This is a genomic window from Cryobacterium sp. Sr8, assembly GCF_004403225.1.
Lineage (GTDB): Bacteria > Actinomycetota > Actinomycetes > Actinomycetales > Microbacteriaceae > Cryobacterium > Cryobacterium psychrotolerans.
Genome location: NZ_SOHO01000022.1, coordinates 1 through 16,756 on the forward strand (window position 1 = coordinate 1; position 16,756 = coordinate 16,756).

General features: G+C 65.5%; 14 protein-coding genes, 1 tRNA gene and 1 pseudogene. 6 read left to right on the forward strand and 10 right to left on the reverse strand.

The window, feature by feature from the left end; genetic code table 11:
* From E3T54_RS17180 to E3T54_RS02420, 3 genes and pseudogenes are all read right to left on the reverse strand, one after another.
* Positions 1-151, reverse strand: a pseudogene (locus tag E3T54_RS17180) (IS256 family transposase); the annotation flags it as partial.
* Positions 152-734: 583 nt separating this feature from the next.
* Positions 735-3,542: a cation-transporting P-type ATPase gene (locus E3T54_RS02415; RefSeq protein ID WP_134474411.1), complete on the reverse strand. Its 2,808-nt coding sequence runs from the start codon at positions 3,540-3,542 to the stop codon at positions 735-737.
* A gap of 273 nt (positions 3,543-3,815) precedes the next feature.
* Positions 3,816-4,070, reverse strand: a complete 255-nt coding sequence (locus tag E3T54_RS02420) for a winged helix-turn-helix transcriptional regulator (protein WP_370254673.1) — start codon at positions 4,068-4,070, stop codon at positions 3,816-3,818.
* Positions 4,071-4,982: 912 nt separating this feature from the next.
* Here E3T54_RS02420 and istA point away from each other — a divergent pair.
* From istA to E3T54_RS02435, 3 genes are all read left to right on the forward strand, one after another.
* Entirely contained in the window at positions 4,983-6,458 is a 1,476-nt protein-coding gene (istA, locus tag E3T54_RS02425) for an IS21 family transposase (protein ID WP_134474413.1), read from the forward strand.
* Complete coding sequence (locus tag E3T54_RS02430) at positions 6,455-7,204, forward strand: ATP-binding protein (RefSeq protein ID WP_134474414.1); 750 nt, start codon at positions 6,455-6,457, stop codon at positions 7,202-7,204. The genes istA and E3T54_RS02430 overlap by 4 nt, the downstream gene beginning before the upstream one ends.
* A gap of 435 nt (positions 7,205-7,639) precedes the next feature.
* Complete coding sequence (locus tag E3T54_RS02435; RefSeq protein ID WP_134474415.1) at positions 7,640-7,921, forward strand: LacI family transcriptional regulator; 282 nt, start codon at positions 7,640-7,642, stop codon at positions 7,919-7,921.
* 284 nt (positions 7,922-8,205) lie between these two features.
* On the opposite strand, the gene E3T54_RS02440 is transcribed toward E3T54_RS02435, so the two are convergent.
* Positions 8,206-8,505 (reverse strand): winged helix-turn-helix domain-containing protein, encoded by a 300-nt coding sequence (locus E3T54_RS02440; RefSeq protein WP_134474416.1) that lies wholly within the window; start codon positions 8,503-8,505, stop codon positions 8,206-8,208.
* An 851-nt stretch (positions 8,506-9,356) separates the two neighbouring features.
* On the opposite strand from E3T54_RS02440, the gene E3T54_RS02450 reads away from it, so the two are divergent.
* Positions 9,357-10,301, forward strand: a complete 945-nt coding sequence (locus E3T54_RS02450) for a sodium-dependent bicarbonate transport family permease (RefSeq protein WP_134474418.1) — start codon at positions 9,357-9,359, stop codon at positions 10,299-10,301.
* Between the two features lie 5 nt (positions 10,302-10,306).
* A complete protein-coding gene (locus tag E3T54_RS02455; RefSeq protein WP_134474419.1) occupies positions 10,307-10,609 on the forward strand; it encodes a transcriptional regulator in 303 nt (100 codons plus the stop codon).
* Between the two features lie 64 nt (positions 10,610-10,673).
* On the opposite strand, the gene E3T54_RS02460 is transcribed toward E3T54_RS02455, so the two are convergent.
* Positions 10,674-11,156: a universal stress protein gene (locus tag E3T54_RS02460; protein WP_134474420.1), complete on the reverse strand. Its 483-nt coding sequence runs from the start codon at positions 11,154-11,156 to the stop codon at positions 10,674-10,676.
* A gap of 363 nt (positions 11,157-11,519) precedes the next feature.
* On the opposite strand from E3T54_RS02460, the gene E3T54_RS02465 reads away from it, so the two are divergent.
* Positions 11,520-12,524 carry a TerC/Alx family metal homeostasis membrane protein gene (locus tag E3T54_RS02465; RefSeq protein WP_134474421.1) on the forward strand — a complete coding sequence of 335 codons (1,005 nt, stop codon included), beginning with the start codon at positions 11,520-11,522 and terminating at the stop codon, positions 12,522-12,524.
* A 63-nt stretch (positions 12,525-12,587) separates the two neighbouring features.
* On the opposite strand, the gene E3T54_RS16605 is transcribed toward E3T54_RS02465, so the two are convergent.
* The 5 genes from E3T54_RS16605 to E3T54_RS02490 all read right to left on the reverse strand — a co-directional run bounded on the left by E3T54_RS16605 (position 12,588) and on the right by E3T54_RS02490 (position 16,710).
* Entirely contained in the window at positions 12,588-12,752 is a 165-nt protein-coding gene (locus E3T54_RS16605; RefSeq protein ID WP_166804801.1) for a hypothetical protein, read from the reverse strand.
* Between the two features lie 554 nt (positions 12,753-13,306).
* Positions 13,307-13,378, reverse strand: a tRNA-Gln gene (locus tag E3T54_RS02475).
* A 99-nt stretch (positions 13,379-13,477) separates the two neighbouring features.
* Positions 13,478-14,149 carry a hypothetical protein gene (locus E3T54_RS02480; RefSeq protein ID WP_134474422.1) on the reverse strand — a complete coding sequence of 224 codons (672 nt, stop codon included), beginning with the start codon at positions 14,147-14,149 and terminating at the stop codon, positions 13,478-13,480.
* A 48-nt stretch (positions 14,150-14,197) separates the two neighbouring features.
* Complete coding sequence (gene gltX, locus E3T54_RS02485; RefSeq protein ID WP_134474423.1) at positions 14,198-15,718, reverse strand: glutamate--tRNA ligase; 1,521 nt, start codon at positions 15,716-15,718, stop codon at positions 14,198-14,200.
* An 11-nt stretch (positions 15,719-15,729) separates the two neighbouring features.
* On the reverse strand, positions 15,730-16,710 hold the full coding sequence (locus tag E3T54_RS02490; RefSeq protein WP_134474424.1) for a LysR family transcriptional regulator: 981 nt from the start codon (positions 16,708-16,710) through the stop codon (positions 15,730-15,732).
* Positions 16,711-16,756: the final 46 nt, after the last annotated feature.

Consider the following 16,756-nt stretch of genomic DNA (forward strand, 5'->3'; position numbering starts at 1 on the left):
GTTCGAACGGGGCGGCGCCGATGAACGCGGACGCTTCCGCATCGATCAATTCTTGATACAGGGTTTCGGTCGCGACGCGGATGCGGTCGGTGACATCGGTGAGTTTGAGTTCCCCAAGCAGGTTGAGCAGGGCAGACTGGTCTAGAGCCATCGTGTGGTGTCCTTCGTGAGTTGCTTTAGTCGGTACTCACTGACCATCCCACGGTGGCTCTTTACGTTGACGGAGCAACGCTCAACAGCGGGAAACCACACCACTCACGGGGACGCAACCNAAACCACACCACTCACGGGGACGCAACCGAACCAAGAACAACTGAGAGTCGTCTCGGTCGGTTCACCGACCCGCAACTGGGGCGGAATTCCGCGGATTTCCGCGGTTCTCATGTACAGAGTCTACGCGCTGGCACGGAAGCGTACGGGCCGTTTCAGGTCACGTCGCGGTGCTTTCGGTCCGTTTCTGGTCACATTCCAGAGGCGTGGGATCAACGTAGCCCGCACTGAATCTTGTCGGCGATGCGGAGCCGTTCGGACGGTTCGGGCATCCGTGCGCGCCGCGGGCCTCGCCGCCTACCTGACGAGACGGCCGAGTTCGGACGACTCGTCGACGCGGCTGCCCAATCATCGGCACTTGTTCGTCGCGTTGGCCGCCGAGACTGAGGCGCGGATGCGGAGGGTTGGTGACTATCTTGCCCTCGTCGACGACGCTCCGCGTTCCCCGGGGCCTGGCAGTCGTCTCAGCGCTTGCGTACCGCCCATCGAACAAGCTTGATCGCTTCCTCGATTGCGAGGATTGACGACGCTACCGCAACGCAGATCAGCCACTGGGTAGCGGAAAGCGCCGTGGTGTCGAAGACGCTCTGCAGGAGGGGAAGCTGCACCACGAGGACCTGCAGAATGAGGACTGCCGCGAACGAGATCCACAGCCAACGGTTCGTGAAGAGGTGACTGGTGAACACCGTCTGCCGCTCGTCCCGGCTATTGAGTGCGTTGAAGAACTGGAAGAGCACGAAGGTGGTGAACGCCATGGTGGTCGCCACTGCGACGCCGTATGCCCCCTCGCCCATTGCGAGCACCGACAGCGTGCCGATCGCCATAATGGCACCAGCCCGCAGCATACCCATCAGCCGAGTCAGGTTGAGGATACGGTCGTCGGACCGACGCGGCTGCTCATCCATCAGGCCCGGCCGGGGCCGCTCGACGCCGAGGGCCATTGCCGGCGGGCCATCCATGATGATGTTGACCCACAGCACCTGGATGGCGGTCAGCGGCGCCGTCAGCCCGGCCACGGTCGCGCCGAGGAAGGAGAGGATGGCGCCGATGTTGGTCGACAGTTGGAAGCGGACGAACTTGACGACGTTGTCGTAGATTGACCGGCCCTCGCGGACCGAGGCGACGATGGTGGTGAAGTCGTCGTCGGTGAGGATCATGTCGCCGGCTTCCTTGGTCACCTCGGTACCCGTGATCCCCATGGCCACACCCATGTGCGCCGAGCGCAGCGCAGCCGCGTCGTTGACACCGTCTCCGGTCATCGCCGTCACGTGCCCGCGGGCGGTCAACGCCGTGACGATGGCAACCTTGTGCTCGGGAGCGACTCGGGCGAACACCCCGATGCTTTCCACTCGATCGGACAGCTCCTCCAAGGTCATCTGGTCCAGCTCGGTGCCGGTGACCACGTCGCCTCGGATGCCGAGTTCGTCGGCGATCGCGGAGGCGGTGTCTCGGTGGTCACCGGTGATCATCTTGACCGAAACCCCCGCCCGGTGAGCCAATGCGATGGCGTCTTTGACCTGCGGGCGGGGCGGGTCGGCGATGCCCACCAGGCCGAGCAGGGTCAGACCTGTCAGCCCACCTTCGAGGGCGTCAGCCCTTGCCCGGTCGCCCTCCGCGGGCAGGTCGTCCAGCAGCATCGTCGCGCCGGCCAGTACCCGGAGGCCCCCCGAGGCAAGGCGAGACACCTCGGCTGCCAGCCGGTCCCGGTCTGCGGCGTCGATGTCGCGGACTCCTTCGGGAGTGATCATCGCCGTGCTTCGCTCGAGGAGGATGTCGGGCGCACCCTTGATGTAGACGCGAACCCGGCCGTTCTCGCCGTATGCGGTGGCCATGAACTTCCGGGCGCTGTCGAAGGGGAGTTCGGCGACCCTCGCATGAGACGCTCGCAGCGTCGTGGCGTCGATTCCGACCTTCGCTGCCGCGACGACCAGCGCGCCCTCGGTGGGGTCACCGACGATGCCAGGCCGTCCCCCTGCCTCCAGGCTGGTAAGGGTTGCGTCACTGCACAAGACGAGGGGTTCCAGCAGTCGCTCGGCATTCTCAGCGGGTTCCCCGGTCGCCTCGTCGATGATCGCACCATGCGGTAGATATCCCTCACCGTCGATGCGCATTCGCCGGCCGTTCAGGACCAGTGCGCGGGCGGTCATCTGGTTCAGCGTCAGCGTGCCGGTCTTGTCGCTGCAGATGACCGTGGCCGAGCCCAGCGTCTCCACCGACGCGAGCCGCTTCACGATGGCGCCGCGCCGGGCCATCCGGGCGACGCCGAGGGCGAGGGTCAGCGCGAGAACGGCTGGCAGACCCTCAGGCACCGTGGCCACGACGAGAGCCACGGCGGAGAGCGCCAGGTCGCCCGGCGCCTCCCCGCGCATGAAGGCGATGATTACGTAGACAGTGATGGCGATGCCGCCGATCAGGGCGATGCGCTTGCCCAACGAGTCCAGCTGGATCTGGAGCGGAGTCTTGGGCTCCTCGCCGCTCGTGAGCAGTGCGGCGATCGCGCCGACCTCGGTCTGCATCCCCGTGGCGGTCACTATGAGTTCGGCCCGACCGCGGGTGAGCGTGGTGTTCATGTAGGCCATGCCGGTGCGGTCGGCCAGCGGCACCTTGTCCCCGGGTGCGGCGGCCACCGGAGCGGTGTCCTTGGCCACCGGCAGTGATTCACCGGTCAGCGCGGACTCGTTGACTTCCACTGACTCCGCCACAATGAATCGTCCGTCGGTTGGTACCCGGTCGCCGGCTTCGAGCAGCACCACGTCCCCCGGCACGAGCTCAGCCGCATCGACCACGCGCGCGGTCCCGTCACGCCGAACCCGCGCGGTGGGCACCAGCATGTCACGCAGCGCCTCGAGGCTGCGCTCAGCCCTGTTCTCCTGGACGAAGCCAATCGTGGCATTGATCAGCAGCACGACGAGGATGACGATGGTGTCCTTAAGGTCGCCGACCAAGCCGGCAAGGACCGCAGCACCGAGCAGGATGAGGATCAGCAGGCTGCGGAACTGGTCGAGGAAGCGCAGCCAACCCGGCCGCCGCGGCTGCTCTGCCAGTCGGTTCTCGCCGACAAGTCCCCGCCGACGGGTGACCTCGGTCTCGTCGAGCCCCTGCGCAGGATTGACGCCTAAGGACTCCGCCACGGCAGTCGCGGGCCGCAGGTGCGGATCTGGCGGTTGCGCGCTCTCTGGGCCGCTCGTGGGAAGGAAGGGAGGTGGCTGGGTCACGAGGCGCCTTTCATGACGGGGAGTCTCCGTCACAGATTCTCGCTGTAGCGGGGGCATCGGTAGGACGGTACGGACAACCAGCGGTCAGTGTCATTGGCAGGACCCGAGTCGGACCAACGGTGGCATGGCCGGTGTCGGAAGCGCGCTCTGGCCCGCGATGCCACGCGGCGCCCAGCGACGGGTCCGCGGGTGCACTCGAGGTGCAATGGTGGCGCACCAAAAAATCTAGAGCCAGCCATCGGATCAAATTAGACATGAAGCCTCCCTCCGCTGTGACGGCAAGCCGTGGCGTCCACCGCAACGCTTTCGAGGGCCGAGTCAGCCGCGGCCTCAGGCGTCCTCGCCCTGGGTGCGGGCGAGGACGCGGAGGAGTTCGCCGATCTCATGGTCCGCGATCGTGGGGTGACGGAACGGTTGGTGCCGGTCGATGGTGTACTCGTTGCGACGTCCGATCCGGTTTCGTCTGAGGTATCCCGCCGACTCGAGGTCGCTGAGGATCGTGAGTGTTGCCCGGGGGGTGATTCCGATGGAGGCGGCGATGTCCCTGACCCGCGTGTCGGGATCACGAGCAACCGCGACCAGCACGTGACCATGGTTGGACAGCAATGTCCACTTTGGACGCACGACGGTTCGCGGCCGAGAGGTGCCTTCTACCGGCGCGAGTGCGGAACGCTCCGGCGTCATTGGTACCGCTTCCCCGCGGCAGGTTCCGCATATGAGGTGCCGTGCCCGTCGGCGTCCAACCCGTGCTGGCGCGGCGGCAAGTACCTCGAGGAATCGACCAGCACTATTTCTCCGCCAAACCGAACGCGCGAGGGAAGGTGGGCCGGGGAAACCAGCACAGTCGCGGATGCCCGGCGCGCGGCGCGCACCAAGGCCGCGGCCGAACCGCCCGGCCACTTATGGTGCCAGACCACTTGCCATGTGAACGGCACACCGTGCGCCTCGAGAGTGGGGCGAGTACGCGCGACAATGGCCTGCGCCTGGTGGACCGCAGTCCGATGCTGCCGGGCAACGATCGCAGCGTCTGTCGTGAACGCGGGTCTGGGCATTGGGACCAACAGCAGCAGCTGTGCTCCTCGTTGGCCGGCGATGCGGGCAGCTGATCGCGTGACACGGACGGCTGCCGCTCCGTCGGTGATGACAGCTGCGATCAGGTCAGACGAGCCGTTGTTTTCGGTAGTCATGAGAACAAGTTCCTTCCGATCTCGATTAATCGGAGGTCTCTCCCGGCCTCTGCGGCCCGACCGCCGGACCCCGGAGGGGCCGAAATGACGACGGTGCGTGGATGGGGTACTCCCCTCGCTGAAACAAGTGAAGCACACTTCAGGTGATCAGGCTGAATATTCGTCTCTGAGGGGTCCAGGTGTGGTGCGGGTCAGAGCCGCTGCTCCACCCACGGATCGTGTCGTTCAGAGCCAGCGTTGGTGTGGATGAGAGCCACCTGAAAAGCTCCTTCCACCACGTGACGGCCACGTGGTGGAAGGAGTACCGGTAATGGTACGGAAGATCAAGGCGAAACTCGTCTTGCAGTTACGCAACCAAGGTTTGTCGGGCAGGGCTATTGCGTCCGCGCAGGGCATTGCCCGTAACAGCGTCCAGGCGGTGATCGATGCTGCCGATCAGCTCAATGTCGGCTGGGATGACGTCGCGGCGATGTCCGAGGGCGAGGTATATTCGGCGCTGTTCCCCGGCCGAGGGGTGCGGGAGAGCGTCTTTATGCAGCCGGACTGGCCCCGGGTGCACAGCGAGCTGGCGCGGGTCGGGGTGACGTTGAAGCTGCTGCACCAGGAGCATGTCGACGACTGCGGTCGGGCGGGCCAGGCGGTGATGAGTTATGACCGGTTCTGCAGGCTTTACGGCGAGTACGCCGCTGTCTCCGGTGCGTCGTCCCGGGTCGGCCACAAGGCCGGCCGCAGCATCGAGGTCGACTGGTCCGGGCCCACGATGCAGTTGCTCGATCCGACCACCGGCGAGATCTCGAAGGTGTATTTGTTCGTCGCGTGCCTGCCGTTCAGCCGGTTTGCGTTCGTGGAGGCGACGCTGGACATGCGGCAGGAGTCGTGGCTGCGCGCCCATACGGCGATGTTTGCCTTCTTCGGCGGCAGTGTCCCACGCCTGGTGCCCGACAACCTGAAGACCGGGGTGATCTCCCACCCGCGCGAGGGCGAGGGCGAGGTGATCCTCAACGATGCCTACCGCGAGATGGCGGCGCACTATTCGGCGGCCGTGCTGCCGGGCCGGGTCCGACACCCGAAGGACAAGGCGAGCGTCGAAAACACGGTGTCCCATGTTGCCACCTGGGTCATCGCTTCCCTGCGCCAGGAACAGTTCGTTTCCCTTCCGCAGTTGCGGGGCCGGATCCGGGAGCAGATCGATGCCTACAACCGGCAGCCCTTCCAGGAGCGGGAAGGGTCCCGGCTGAGCGTGTTCACTGCCGAGGAGAAGCCGGTGATGCAACCGCTGCCGGCGGTTCCGTTCGAGATCAGCACCTGGACATATAAGCGCAAGGTGAGCAAGAACGCTCATGTGGTCTGGGCGAAGAACTTCTATTCCGTGCCCTTCACCCATATCGGCGCCCATGTTGACCTTCGTCAGACGAACGAGGCGGACCTTCCCGAGGGGCGCAGCTGGCAGGCCTGGGACCGGGCCCGGATTGACGACTGGGCCTCCCGGACGGGACCTGCGACGGTGACGGTGGTCGGCAAGATCTTCGAATCCGCGGCCATCGAGGAGGCCGGCTACGACCCCGCCCTGGCAGTGTTGCGTCTGTCGCGCCGGTTCTCCCCAGCCCGGGTGGAGGCCGCCTGCGAGCTGGCGTTGCGCGGGCCGATCCGCTCTCCCCGTTACGCGCACCTGCGGCCGATCCTCGACACCGGGCAAGACAAGACCGGGCACGTCCCCGATGAACCCGAGGCCGACGGCGGCGGGTACGTCCGTGGCAGCGCCTACTACGCCGGCGGCACCCGATGAGCCGGCTGGACGGGGAGACCAAACGCAAGCTGCGCGAGATGAACGCCGGCGAGCTGTTGGAGGCGATCGACACCCAAGACGAAACGCTCAGCATCGGCCTGCCGTTCGAGGACCGGGTCCGGTTGGCCGTCGATGACGCCTATTCCACCTTCACGCACTCCAAAGTCGCGGGCCTGATCCGGCGGGCGGGGCTGCGTTACCCGAACGCCGACCTGCGCCGCATCGACCTGCTCGACGAGCGCAGCCTCAACCGGCAGCTGCTGGCGCAGCTCGGCACCTGCTCCTTCGTGACCCGGCAGCAGAACGTCGTCCTCCAAGGGTTCACCGGGTCGGGAAAGTCGTATCTGGGGTGCGCGATCGCCAAACGCGCCTGCGAACACCGCATCCGCGCCCACTACGTCCGCATGCCCGACCTCGAGGAAGCCTGGGTCGCCGCGCAAGACAGCCCCGGCGGGTCCGGCAAGTTCCTGCGCAAATACGCCGCCTTCACCCTGCTGGTCATTGACGAGTGGTTGCTGGATCGGCCCACGGAATCGATGCGCGGCATGCTGTTGGACTTGATGGAGCGCCGCTACGGCGAGACCTCGACAGTGTTCTGCACCCAGTACTCGCAGAAGGACTGGCACCAGCGGCTGGGCTCGGGAGTCCACGCGGACGCGATCATGGACCGGATCATCCACAACACGATCTGGGTCGAGACCGGCACCTACAACATGCGCGAGCACACCGCCCTCGCCAGCGCCTAACGACGGGCGGAGAGAGCCAGTGGCTCCCAGTAACACCACCACTGGCTCTCTCTCGCACGATCGCTGGCTCTGAACCGCACGATCGGGTGGCTCTCAAAGCATCAAATACTCAAGGCAACGTATCGCCCAGAGAGAAGCACGCGTGTGGGTCGCCACACCAAAAACCAGGGTTCCTTCAGGACGTGGATTCGATCGTGAAATGTTCCGCTGGGATCGAAATAATCGATCGAAAGTGAGCTGATGCGCGGTCGCGCTCGGAAGGGTGCGTCCGTACAAGCGCTTGCACGGCATGGTTCTGTGAAAGGTCAGTGGTCTTGCCCAGCTGACGGGATCGTCGGCGGTGAACATCAGGGGAGATCTTGCCAACCTTGGTAAACGAGCGCGTGATTCACCGTGCCCACGGTGGCGCCATGCTCGCCTCGTCCACAAAACACCTTGAGCCCCACCAGCAGGCGGCGACGAACGACGATAATTCGCCGATCATCGGACTTTGTCGTTCCTGCATCCGGCTACTACTTCGCCATCGTGCTCGAAGGCATCCGGTCGGCGGCGCGTGACGTGGGTGTGCGAATCGTCCTGGCTGTGTCCGGGTACTCGGGAGAGCGGGAACGACGACGAATCGCCGGGCTCGTCGAGCTCGGCGCGAGCGGGCTCATCGTCAGTCCGTCGCCGACCGTCAATCTCGAGAGCGAACGTTCACCGACCTGGCCGGCATGAGGAGCCCCAGAGTGGCGATGGCGCGAGAGGTCAACGACGGGCTCCGACGGCTGGATGTGGTCCGATCGGATCACGCAGCTGGTGCGCTGGAAGCGTTCACCAGTTTCGCCGAGCACTAGCATCGCGGCACTGCACTGAGCTCGCTTGTGCCGGGACCCGTCGCATGGCTGAGAACGCTGACGCGGAGCGTGGAGGGCGCAGAGGGACGTGTTTGCGGTGTGGAGGCTGTGGATCGAAAACGCCAAGCCCTCACGCGTTCGCCCGACGGGGATTCGATTGGGAACTCAGGGCATCGGAGGCTCCACGCGGTGTTCGGATCCAAGCGCCGCGAGGAGTTCGCCAATCTGGTGGTGGCGTTCCAGGGGATGCCGAAGCGGCAGCTCCGGGTAGAGCTGGTAGCGGTTGCGCCGCCCATCGCGTCGACGCGTGAGATAGCCGTCTGCGACGAGTTCTGCGATGATGCGCTGGCCGGCACGTTCGGTAATGCCCACGGCTTCGGCGATATCCCGCAGCCGCATACCGGGATCTTTGGCAACACACAGCAGAACATGCGCGTGATTAGTAAGAAAGGTCCAGTCGGCCACCTCCCAAGCATAGAAGACATACGATACGCAATACACGCCATTCTAAGCACGTGTCATTCGATTTGTCCTATGGAAGGATGGCGGCGACTTTTCGCCTCGGTGTTACTTGCTGTCGCCGTGATCAACGCGGCGATTAGCTACGCTCAGGAGTGCCGGGCGGAAAGTGCCTTGGACTGCATTCGCAAGATGCACTCTCTACACGCGCACTCTCGCCGCGAGGAGGTTTGGGTCGATGGGAACGCGGAAGCGGGGGTCCCTGTCGACGTCACACGATTGAAGTCCGGTGACAAGGTGTCCATCGACGTTTGCCTCACCGGGTCAATCAATTCGCGGGAAAAGGAAGCCGCACTCACCGGTTTGCCCGTTCCCGCCGAAAAGACGATCCATCCTGGTTCGCCAATGCCGAGGTCGGCAACCGGCACTCGCCTGGAGCTCCGCTGTCTCGACCCTGATACCCCAGTTCGCCTTCTCCTGCACCCCGCGCATGAACCCATGATTCCCACTCAGCCGCTCTCGGTTTGCACAAGTGAAGCGACCCTCGGCCTGTAAGTGGCGATGCTCCCGCTCGCCAATACAGGCGAAGATATCGAACGCGGCTGCGCACCAACAGTGGTGACGGTTCTTCACCGTCGCGGTGCAGGCCCGAGTTGTTCGCAGCAGCAAACCGCTGGCCAGCTCAGGGTGTTCGAATTGCGTGCGCAAGGGTGGCTGGTCAGTTCGGTATGCATGTCCGTATACAAGACATGCGTTCCGCAATACGCGCTACTGTTAGCGTACATTGCTTAGCGTATATCGGAAGGACTGTCCTTCTCTGTGGCGCTACGAGCAGAGTCGAACCAGAGAGCCACCGCGTGATCGATCCCATCATCCTTTTCTTTCTGCTCGGAGCCGTCGCCGGCCTGCTGCGTTCGGAATTGCGCCTGCCGGCGGCGATTTACGAGTTCGTCAGTATCGTGCTGCTGCTCGCCATCGGCCTCAAGGGTGGCGTCGAACTCGCCAGGCAGCCTTTCGCCGACCTTTTACCGCACATGGTGATTGTGGTGGCTATGGGCTTCTTCCTCGCTCTAGTCGCCTTCCCCGTTTTGCGCTATCTGGGCCGGTTCAAGCGCGCGGACGCGGCCTCCATCGCTGCCCACTACGGTTCGGTGAGCGTCGGAACGTACGCCGTGGCCGTCGCCTACCTCGGCAGTCGGCAGATCGCTTTCGAAGAACACATGCCGTTGCTTCTGGTCTTGCTGGAGGTTCCGGCCATTCTGGTGGGAATTGTCCTCGCGCGAGGCCTTTCGCGCGAGACGCGCTGGAGGTCGGTCGCCCATGAGGTGTTCCTGGGCAAGGGCATCGTTCTGCTCCTGGGTGGACTGCTCATCGGCTGGGCAGCGGGGCCGGATGGTTTGTCGTCGATCGAGCCGTTGTTCTTCGATCTCTTCAAGGGAATCCTCGCCCTTTTTCTGCTGGAGATGGGGTTGATCACGGCGAAACAGGTGGGGAGCCTGCGCCGGTATGGACCATTTCTGGTCGCCTTCGGAGTTGGGATGCCGCTCTTTTCGGCACTGGTGGGGACCGGGCTGGGGTGGGCTCTTGGCCTCTCCATCGGCGGAACGACCATCCTCGCGACGCTGGCGGCGAGTGCTTCCTATATCGCGGTGCCGGCGGCCATGCGCATTTCCGTGCCCGAGGCCAACCCCACCCTGTCGCTGGCCGCATCGCTGGGGATCACGTTCCCATTCAATGTCCTGCTCGGCATCCCGATCTACCACGCGCTCGCCGTGTGGGCACATACATTCGCGGAAGGATGAGACCCATGCACAGCCATACCCGCAAGCTATTGACCGTCATCACCGAAACAGCACTCGAGGGCACCCTCGTCCGGGATATCGACCGGTTGAACGCCCACGGCTACACCATCACCGACGCCCGCGGCAAAGGGAGCCGAGGCGTTCGCGACGCCGGCTGGGAGGCGAGCGGCAACATCCGCATCGAGGTGGTGTGCGACGCAGAGACGGCCGGAGCGATCACCGCCTATTTTCAGGAGCATTACTACGACGATTACGCCATGATCCTGTTCATGAGCGACATCGACGTGCTGCGATCGGAGAAATTCTAAGCCTCGATCCGCCGGTCGAATCGGACACGTGAACCTACGCCGGAGATGCAGGCGCGGTGTCGGGTCAGGTGCGAGGCCGCACGACAAGGACTGCGCAAGCCGCGTGCCGCACGCACTGCTCACTCACGGAGCCGAGCAGCATCCCCGCGAGGCCACCACGCCCGCGGGTTCCGACGACGAGCAGTCGGGCGTCTCGTGAGAGGTCGATGAGGCTAGTCGCGGGGCTGGCGTGAACGGCACAGTAGCTCACCGAAATCGCGGGATACTTCTTGACGGCGGCGCGCGCGTCCTGCACGAGTTCGTCGTGGACCGCCGCGGAGTACTGATCGAACGAAGAGACGTACCCGAACTCCCAATTTGACGGGCGTGGAGCCGTGGCGATGGACCAGGCCCGCACCACCACGACCGGCACGTGGAGCTGGTCGGCGAGTTCGAGGGCCGCGGTCAATGCGTCATCGGCACCGTCGGATCCATCGTGTCCGACCACAATGCTGTTGCGCGCTGCGGGTACCAGTTCGGTGTTGTCGATCGCGTCTTCAATGCTCATGGATGGTTCTCCTTCTTGGGGGTGACAGCGATGCCGGCTCTCAGGACGCTGGGGTGGTGGTGGGATGATCGGTTGTGAAGGCAGCGGCGTGGCACCGTGGCGGCGCGCCAGGCGGATCATCGCCGCAGACACTGGATCCAAAAGGGAAAAAGGCAGGTGTTTCTCGACTGGACAACAACGAAATCCCTTCCTGCGGCAGATCGGCGGAGCCGTGCCGGATACCTTCCAGTTGGACATGCTGGCTACGTGACGTGTGCGGAAACCAATCAACGTACGTATTTAGATTAGCGAATTGCGCTTCAGGTGTCTATCCTTGGAAGCGAACGCGGGATGTAATCTCGACCGACGACAGAAAGGTCACTGGTGCTCGAAGTCACCGCGCTCCGCTGGGCGCTCACCATCGGACTCATTCTGGGGCTGCTCGCTCTGGACCTGGGTCTGGCCGCCGCCCGGCCGCACGTTGTCAAGTTCCGCGAAGCGGCAATCTCATCGGTCCTCTACATCGCAGTGGCGATCGTGTTCGGTCTGGTATTCGCCGCCCAGGTGGGCTGGGACTTCGGCGCGGAATACTTCGCCGGCTACATCGTCGAGAAGAGCCTGTCGATCGACAACCTCTTCGTCTTCGTGATCATCATGTCGACCTTTGCCGTCCCGCAGAAGTACCAGCAGAAGGTTCTCATCTTCGGAATAGTACTGGCCCTGGTCCTGCGAGCGATCTTCATCGCGCTGGGTGCCGCGCTGCTGTCGCTGTTCTCCTTCATGTTCCTGATCTTCGGTCTCGTGCTGATCGTGACGGCCGTACAACTTTTCCGCCACCGCAACGTCGACCCCGACGTGCAAGACAACGTGCTGGTACGGGTGGCTCGCCGCGGCCTGACCGTCACCACGGACTATGACGGCGGGCGAATGTTCACGCGCAGCGCCGGCCGCCGGGCGGTGACGCCGCTTTTCATCGTGCTGCTGGCAATCGGGAGCACCGACCTGTTGTTCGCGCTCGACTCGATTCCGGCGATTTTCGGTATCACCGACGAACCGTACATCGTCTTCACCGCCAACGCCTTCGCCCTGCTCGGGCTGAGGGCGCTTTTCTTCCTCGTCAAAGGGCTTCTGGACCGGCTGGTCTACCTCTCCACCGGCCTGGCTCTCATCCTGGCCTTCATCGGCGTGAAACTCGTTCTCCACTGGGGGCATGGCCTGGACAACCGTGTGCCGGAGATCAGCACCAACCTCAGCCTTGTCGTCATCGCTGTCGTCCTGACCGTGACTACAATCGCCAGCCTGATCCGGGTCCGGCTCGACCCCACCGCACGCGCCCACGCCGGCTCGTTGACGGCGGAGGATCCGCCCGACTCCGGTCGGACAAGCTGACCGTCTGATCAGGCAATTGCCCTCGTTCACCATCGGGGGTGTCGCGACTAGCGCCGGTGTATTTTAGTCTCGATCCACCTTCCGCTCCAGCGCGTCGGCGCGCACGGCGTAGCCGCAGACGAGGCTCAGCACCGCGCGGGCACGACGTGCTTTCGAGATCGTTTCCTCCTCCAGGATCCGCTGCAGGATGCGGTCGCAGCGACCGACGGTCAGTCGGTCGAGCCTCACTCCCCCGCATCGCGGCACGATGATTACGCGCGCAGTCGTCTCGTACGATTCGTAGGTCGAGTACGTGAGGCTGCCGGTCTTCGCGCGGGTGAGGATTTGCGAGTGGAAGCGCGGGCTCGGTACCGGCCGCTCGGAAGGAGTCCGACGACGATGTTGCCCAGCTCACCGGCGGGGATCCGCGGCCTAGCCATGCCGGCGATCCTGGACCCAGGCGAGCACGCCTGGCGGCCGAGCTTCAGGTATGGCGGACCCGAGTGCGTCAGGCGCCATTCTTCCAGGGTGCGCTCGGGTAGTCGGAGCAGCTCGGCGAGTTCGTGCTGGGTGAGGAACGTCGGAGGGATCTGCGTCGTCGGGTCCATACCCAAGAGGTGGGCGAGCGATGCCGTGAGTAGCCCGACTGGTTCAGGCCGGGTCCGTATTAGCCCGGGCACCAGAACGCCGCGGTAGCCCCAAACGGGGGTTTTGGGTCGTTTCTGGTCATGGAGGCCGTTTCCGGCTTCGAGAGAAGGATGGACGATGGGTGATATCGCCGCGGGATTCTGCGCCTGTTATTGCTGGGGTACCTGGACTCGAACCAAGAACAACTGAACCAGAATCAGTCGTGTTGCCAATTACACCATACCCCAATGCCCGTTCCGAAGACCGGGCCGGGAGCTACTCTAGCCCATCCGGGCGGGCCCGGACAAACCCGCCGGTGAGTCGCGCGGGTCGCGCCGGCCTGGCCCTCAGCCGAAGCTGAACTCGTCGACGATCATGCACGTGCTGTCTCCCGAGCAGGTTGCCGTCACGGTGAGGGCGACCCCAAGGGCGTTGTCGGTGTGGATGCGGTACTCGTAGGCGGCGTCGGCCTTGAAGGCCCTCTCCGCGGCCGTCGGGAAGCCCGCGAGGTCGGCATCCGGGATGCCGTACCGGGCCGCGCGGCCCCGGAGGAGGTCGAGCGTGTTGCGGTAGCCGAGCACCCGGGTGGAATCCTCGACCCTCGCCGCGGCAAGGCGGCCGCCGGCGGTCGTGATCTCGGTCGAGGTGCCGTTGAAGCGCATGCCGCCGCCCGGCCCGAGCACGGTGAGGTACTCGTAGACGCCCTCTGTGGGCGGCACGACCGTCAGTCGGCCGGAACGAGACAGCCCGAGCGGTTCGGCCGGGATCGGCACGGTGGTCGCGTCGATGGAGACCCTGCGCGTGTCTGCGATGTAGCTGAGGCCGTCGTCAGTGAAGAGCGAGGTGCCCTTGGCCGTCACCGCTCCGGCGGGGGCGGCCGTCGGGGCCGTGCCGACATCCGTGACCCGCGTGTTCACCGCAATCGTGAACGCGGCTCCGATCGCGGCCAGCAGCACCGCGGCGGGAATCCAGGATCGGATCGCCTTGCGGCGGCGCAGCTGCTCATGAGTTGGGGGCACCCGCATACTCTATGGGTGCGCGGGCGCCCCGGTCGTCGAACCGAACGGTCAGTCGACCAGCGTGGAGGCCAGGCGCGCGAGGCGCGCGACCGACTCCGTCTTGCCCAGGATCTCCATCGACTCGAACAGAGGCGGCGACACGCGCCGGCCGGAGACGGCCACCCGCAACGGTCCGAAGGCGACGCGGGGCTTGAGGCCCAGCCCGTCGATCAGCGTCTCGGTGAGCGTCGTGTGCACGCGGTCGGTGTTCCAGTCCGTCTCGGGGATGTCCAGGAGGGCGGCACTGGACGCGGCCAGGATCTCGCGGGCGTTCGCCGGGAGCGATTTGAGGGCATCCGCCTGGTATTCGAGCACGTCACCGGCGGTGAAGAGGAAGCCGAGCATGCCGGGCGCTTCGCCCAGCAGCGCGATGCGCTCCTGCACGAGGGGCGCTGCCGCCGTGAGGATGGCCTGCTCCTCGGCGCTGAGCGGCTCGCTGATGTCGCCGGCAGCGACGAGGTACGGAACGACCCTCTTCGCGAAGTCGGCGGGATCGAGCAGGCGGATGTGGTCACCGTTGATCGACTCGGCCTTCTTGAGGTCGAACCGGGCCGGGTTCGGCAGCACGTCGGCGACGTCGAACGCGGCGATCATCTCGTCGATCGAGAAGATGTCGCGGTCGCTGGCGAGCGACCAGCCGAGCAGCGAGAGGTAGTTGACGAGCCCCTCTGGAATGAAGCCGCGGGCGCGGTGGTGGAACAGGTTGGACTCGGGATCGCGCTTGGAGAGCTTCTTGTTGCCCTCGCCCATCACGTAGGGCAGGTGCCCGAAGCGCGGGATGAAGGTGGTCAGCCCGATGTCGATGAGCGCGTGGTACAACGCGATCTGCCTGGGCGTGGATGAGAGCAGGTCCTCGCCGCGCAGCACGTGCGTGACGCCCATCAGCGCGTCGTCGACGGGGTTCACGAACGGGTAGAGCGGATGTCCGTTGGGCCGCACCAGCACGAAGTCGCTGAACGAACCGGCCGGGAAGGTGATCTCGCCGCGGACCAGGTCGTCGAAGGAGGTATCGCCGTCGGGCACCTTGAGGCGGAGCGCCGGCTTGCGGCCCTCTGCGCGGTAGGCGGCCTTCTGCTTCTCGGTCAGGTTGCGCTCGAAGTTGTCGTAGCCCGTCTTCGGGTCGCGGCCGAGCGATACGTTGCGCAGCTCGATCTCCTCGCCGGTGGCGAAGCTCTCGTAGAGGTGGCCGGAGACCTTGAGCTGCTCGATCACATCGCGGTAGATGTCGTAGCGCTGGGACTGGCGGTACGGCGCGTGCGGTCCGCCGACGTCGACGCCCTCGTCCGAGTCGAGTCGCAGCCAGCGCAACGCGTCGAGCAGCTGCAGGTAGCTTTCCTCGGTGTCGCGGGCCGGATCCGTGTCCTCGACCCGGAAGATGAACTTTCCGCCGGTGTGCCGGGCGTAGGCCCAGTTGAACAGGGCCGTGCGGATCAGCCCGACGTGCGGCGTTCCGGTGGGCGACGGGCAGAACCGAACACGGACATCGCTGCCGGTTGCGGTGGACACGGGGTATGGACTGGTCTCAGACATCACCTCCGATTCTACGCGTCGTTCGCCCCGGCGCCGGGGACCGCGGAATCGGGGGCCGACGGGTCGGGGGCCGCGAGCGCACCCAGCTGGCGCAGGGTCGCAGCGAGGGCCGGGACCAGGGTCGCCCCGGATGCGGTCACGGCGTGCACCGTGCGCTGGTCCCGGCCGGTCGTCGGCCGGATCACGATCCCGGCACGGACGCCGACGGATTCGACGGCGAGCATCGGCAGCATCGCGACGCCGATCCCCGCCTCTACCAGGCCCAGCACGGCCGCCACGTTGTCGGTCTCGCAGGCGATGCGGGGCGCGAAACCCTGGCGGGCGCAGAGCTCGAGGAGGTGGCCGCGGCACCGCGGGCATCCGCCGATCCAGTTCTCCTCGGCAAGGTCGCCGAGGTCGACGGCGTCGCGGCCGGCCAGCCGATGCGTCGTCGGCAGCACGAGCATCATCTCGTCGCGCCGCAGGGCGGTCACGGCCAGCCCCTCCGTGCCGGCGCGGTGCGGGTCGACCCGGTCGCCGGGGTAGCTGAAGGTGATGGCCAGGTCAGCCCAATGCTCGCGGACCGCGGCGACGGCCTCCGGCGGCTCCGCTTCCAGGTAGGTGATCCGGATGCCGGGGTGCCGCTCCGCCATGACGGCGAGCAGCCTGGGGACGAGAGCCGCGGACGCCGAGGGGAACGCGGCCAGTCGCACCCGGCCGGCGCGCAGGCCCTGCAGCTCGGCCAGTTCCCCGGCCGCCGCCTCCAGGGCGCTGGTGACGGCGACCGCGTGCCTGGCGAGCACGCTCCCGGCCTCGGTGAGTCGCACCGTGCGCCCGACGCGCTCGATCACGGCCATCCCGAGACGTTGTTCGAGTCGCTTGAGCTGCTGGCTGACGGCGGGCTGGCTGTAGCCGAGCGCGATCGCGGCGGCGGTGATCGAACCGTGCTCGGCCAGCGCGCGGACGACGCGCAGCGAGTGGGAGTCAAGATCGGACGGAGCGATGCGGGGCATCTGCGAAGGATAACGGATGCTTATGCTTTGCATCGATCACTGGTCA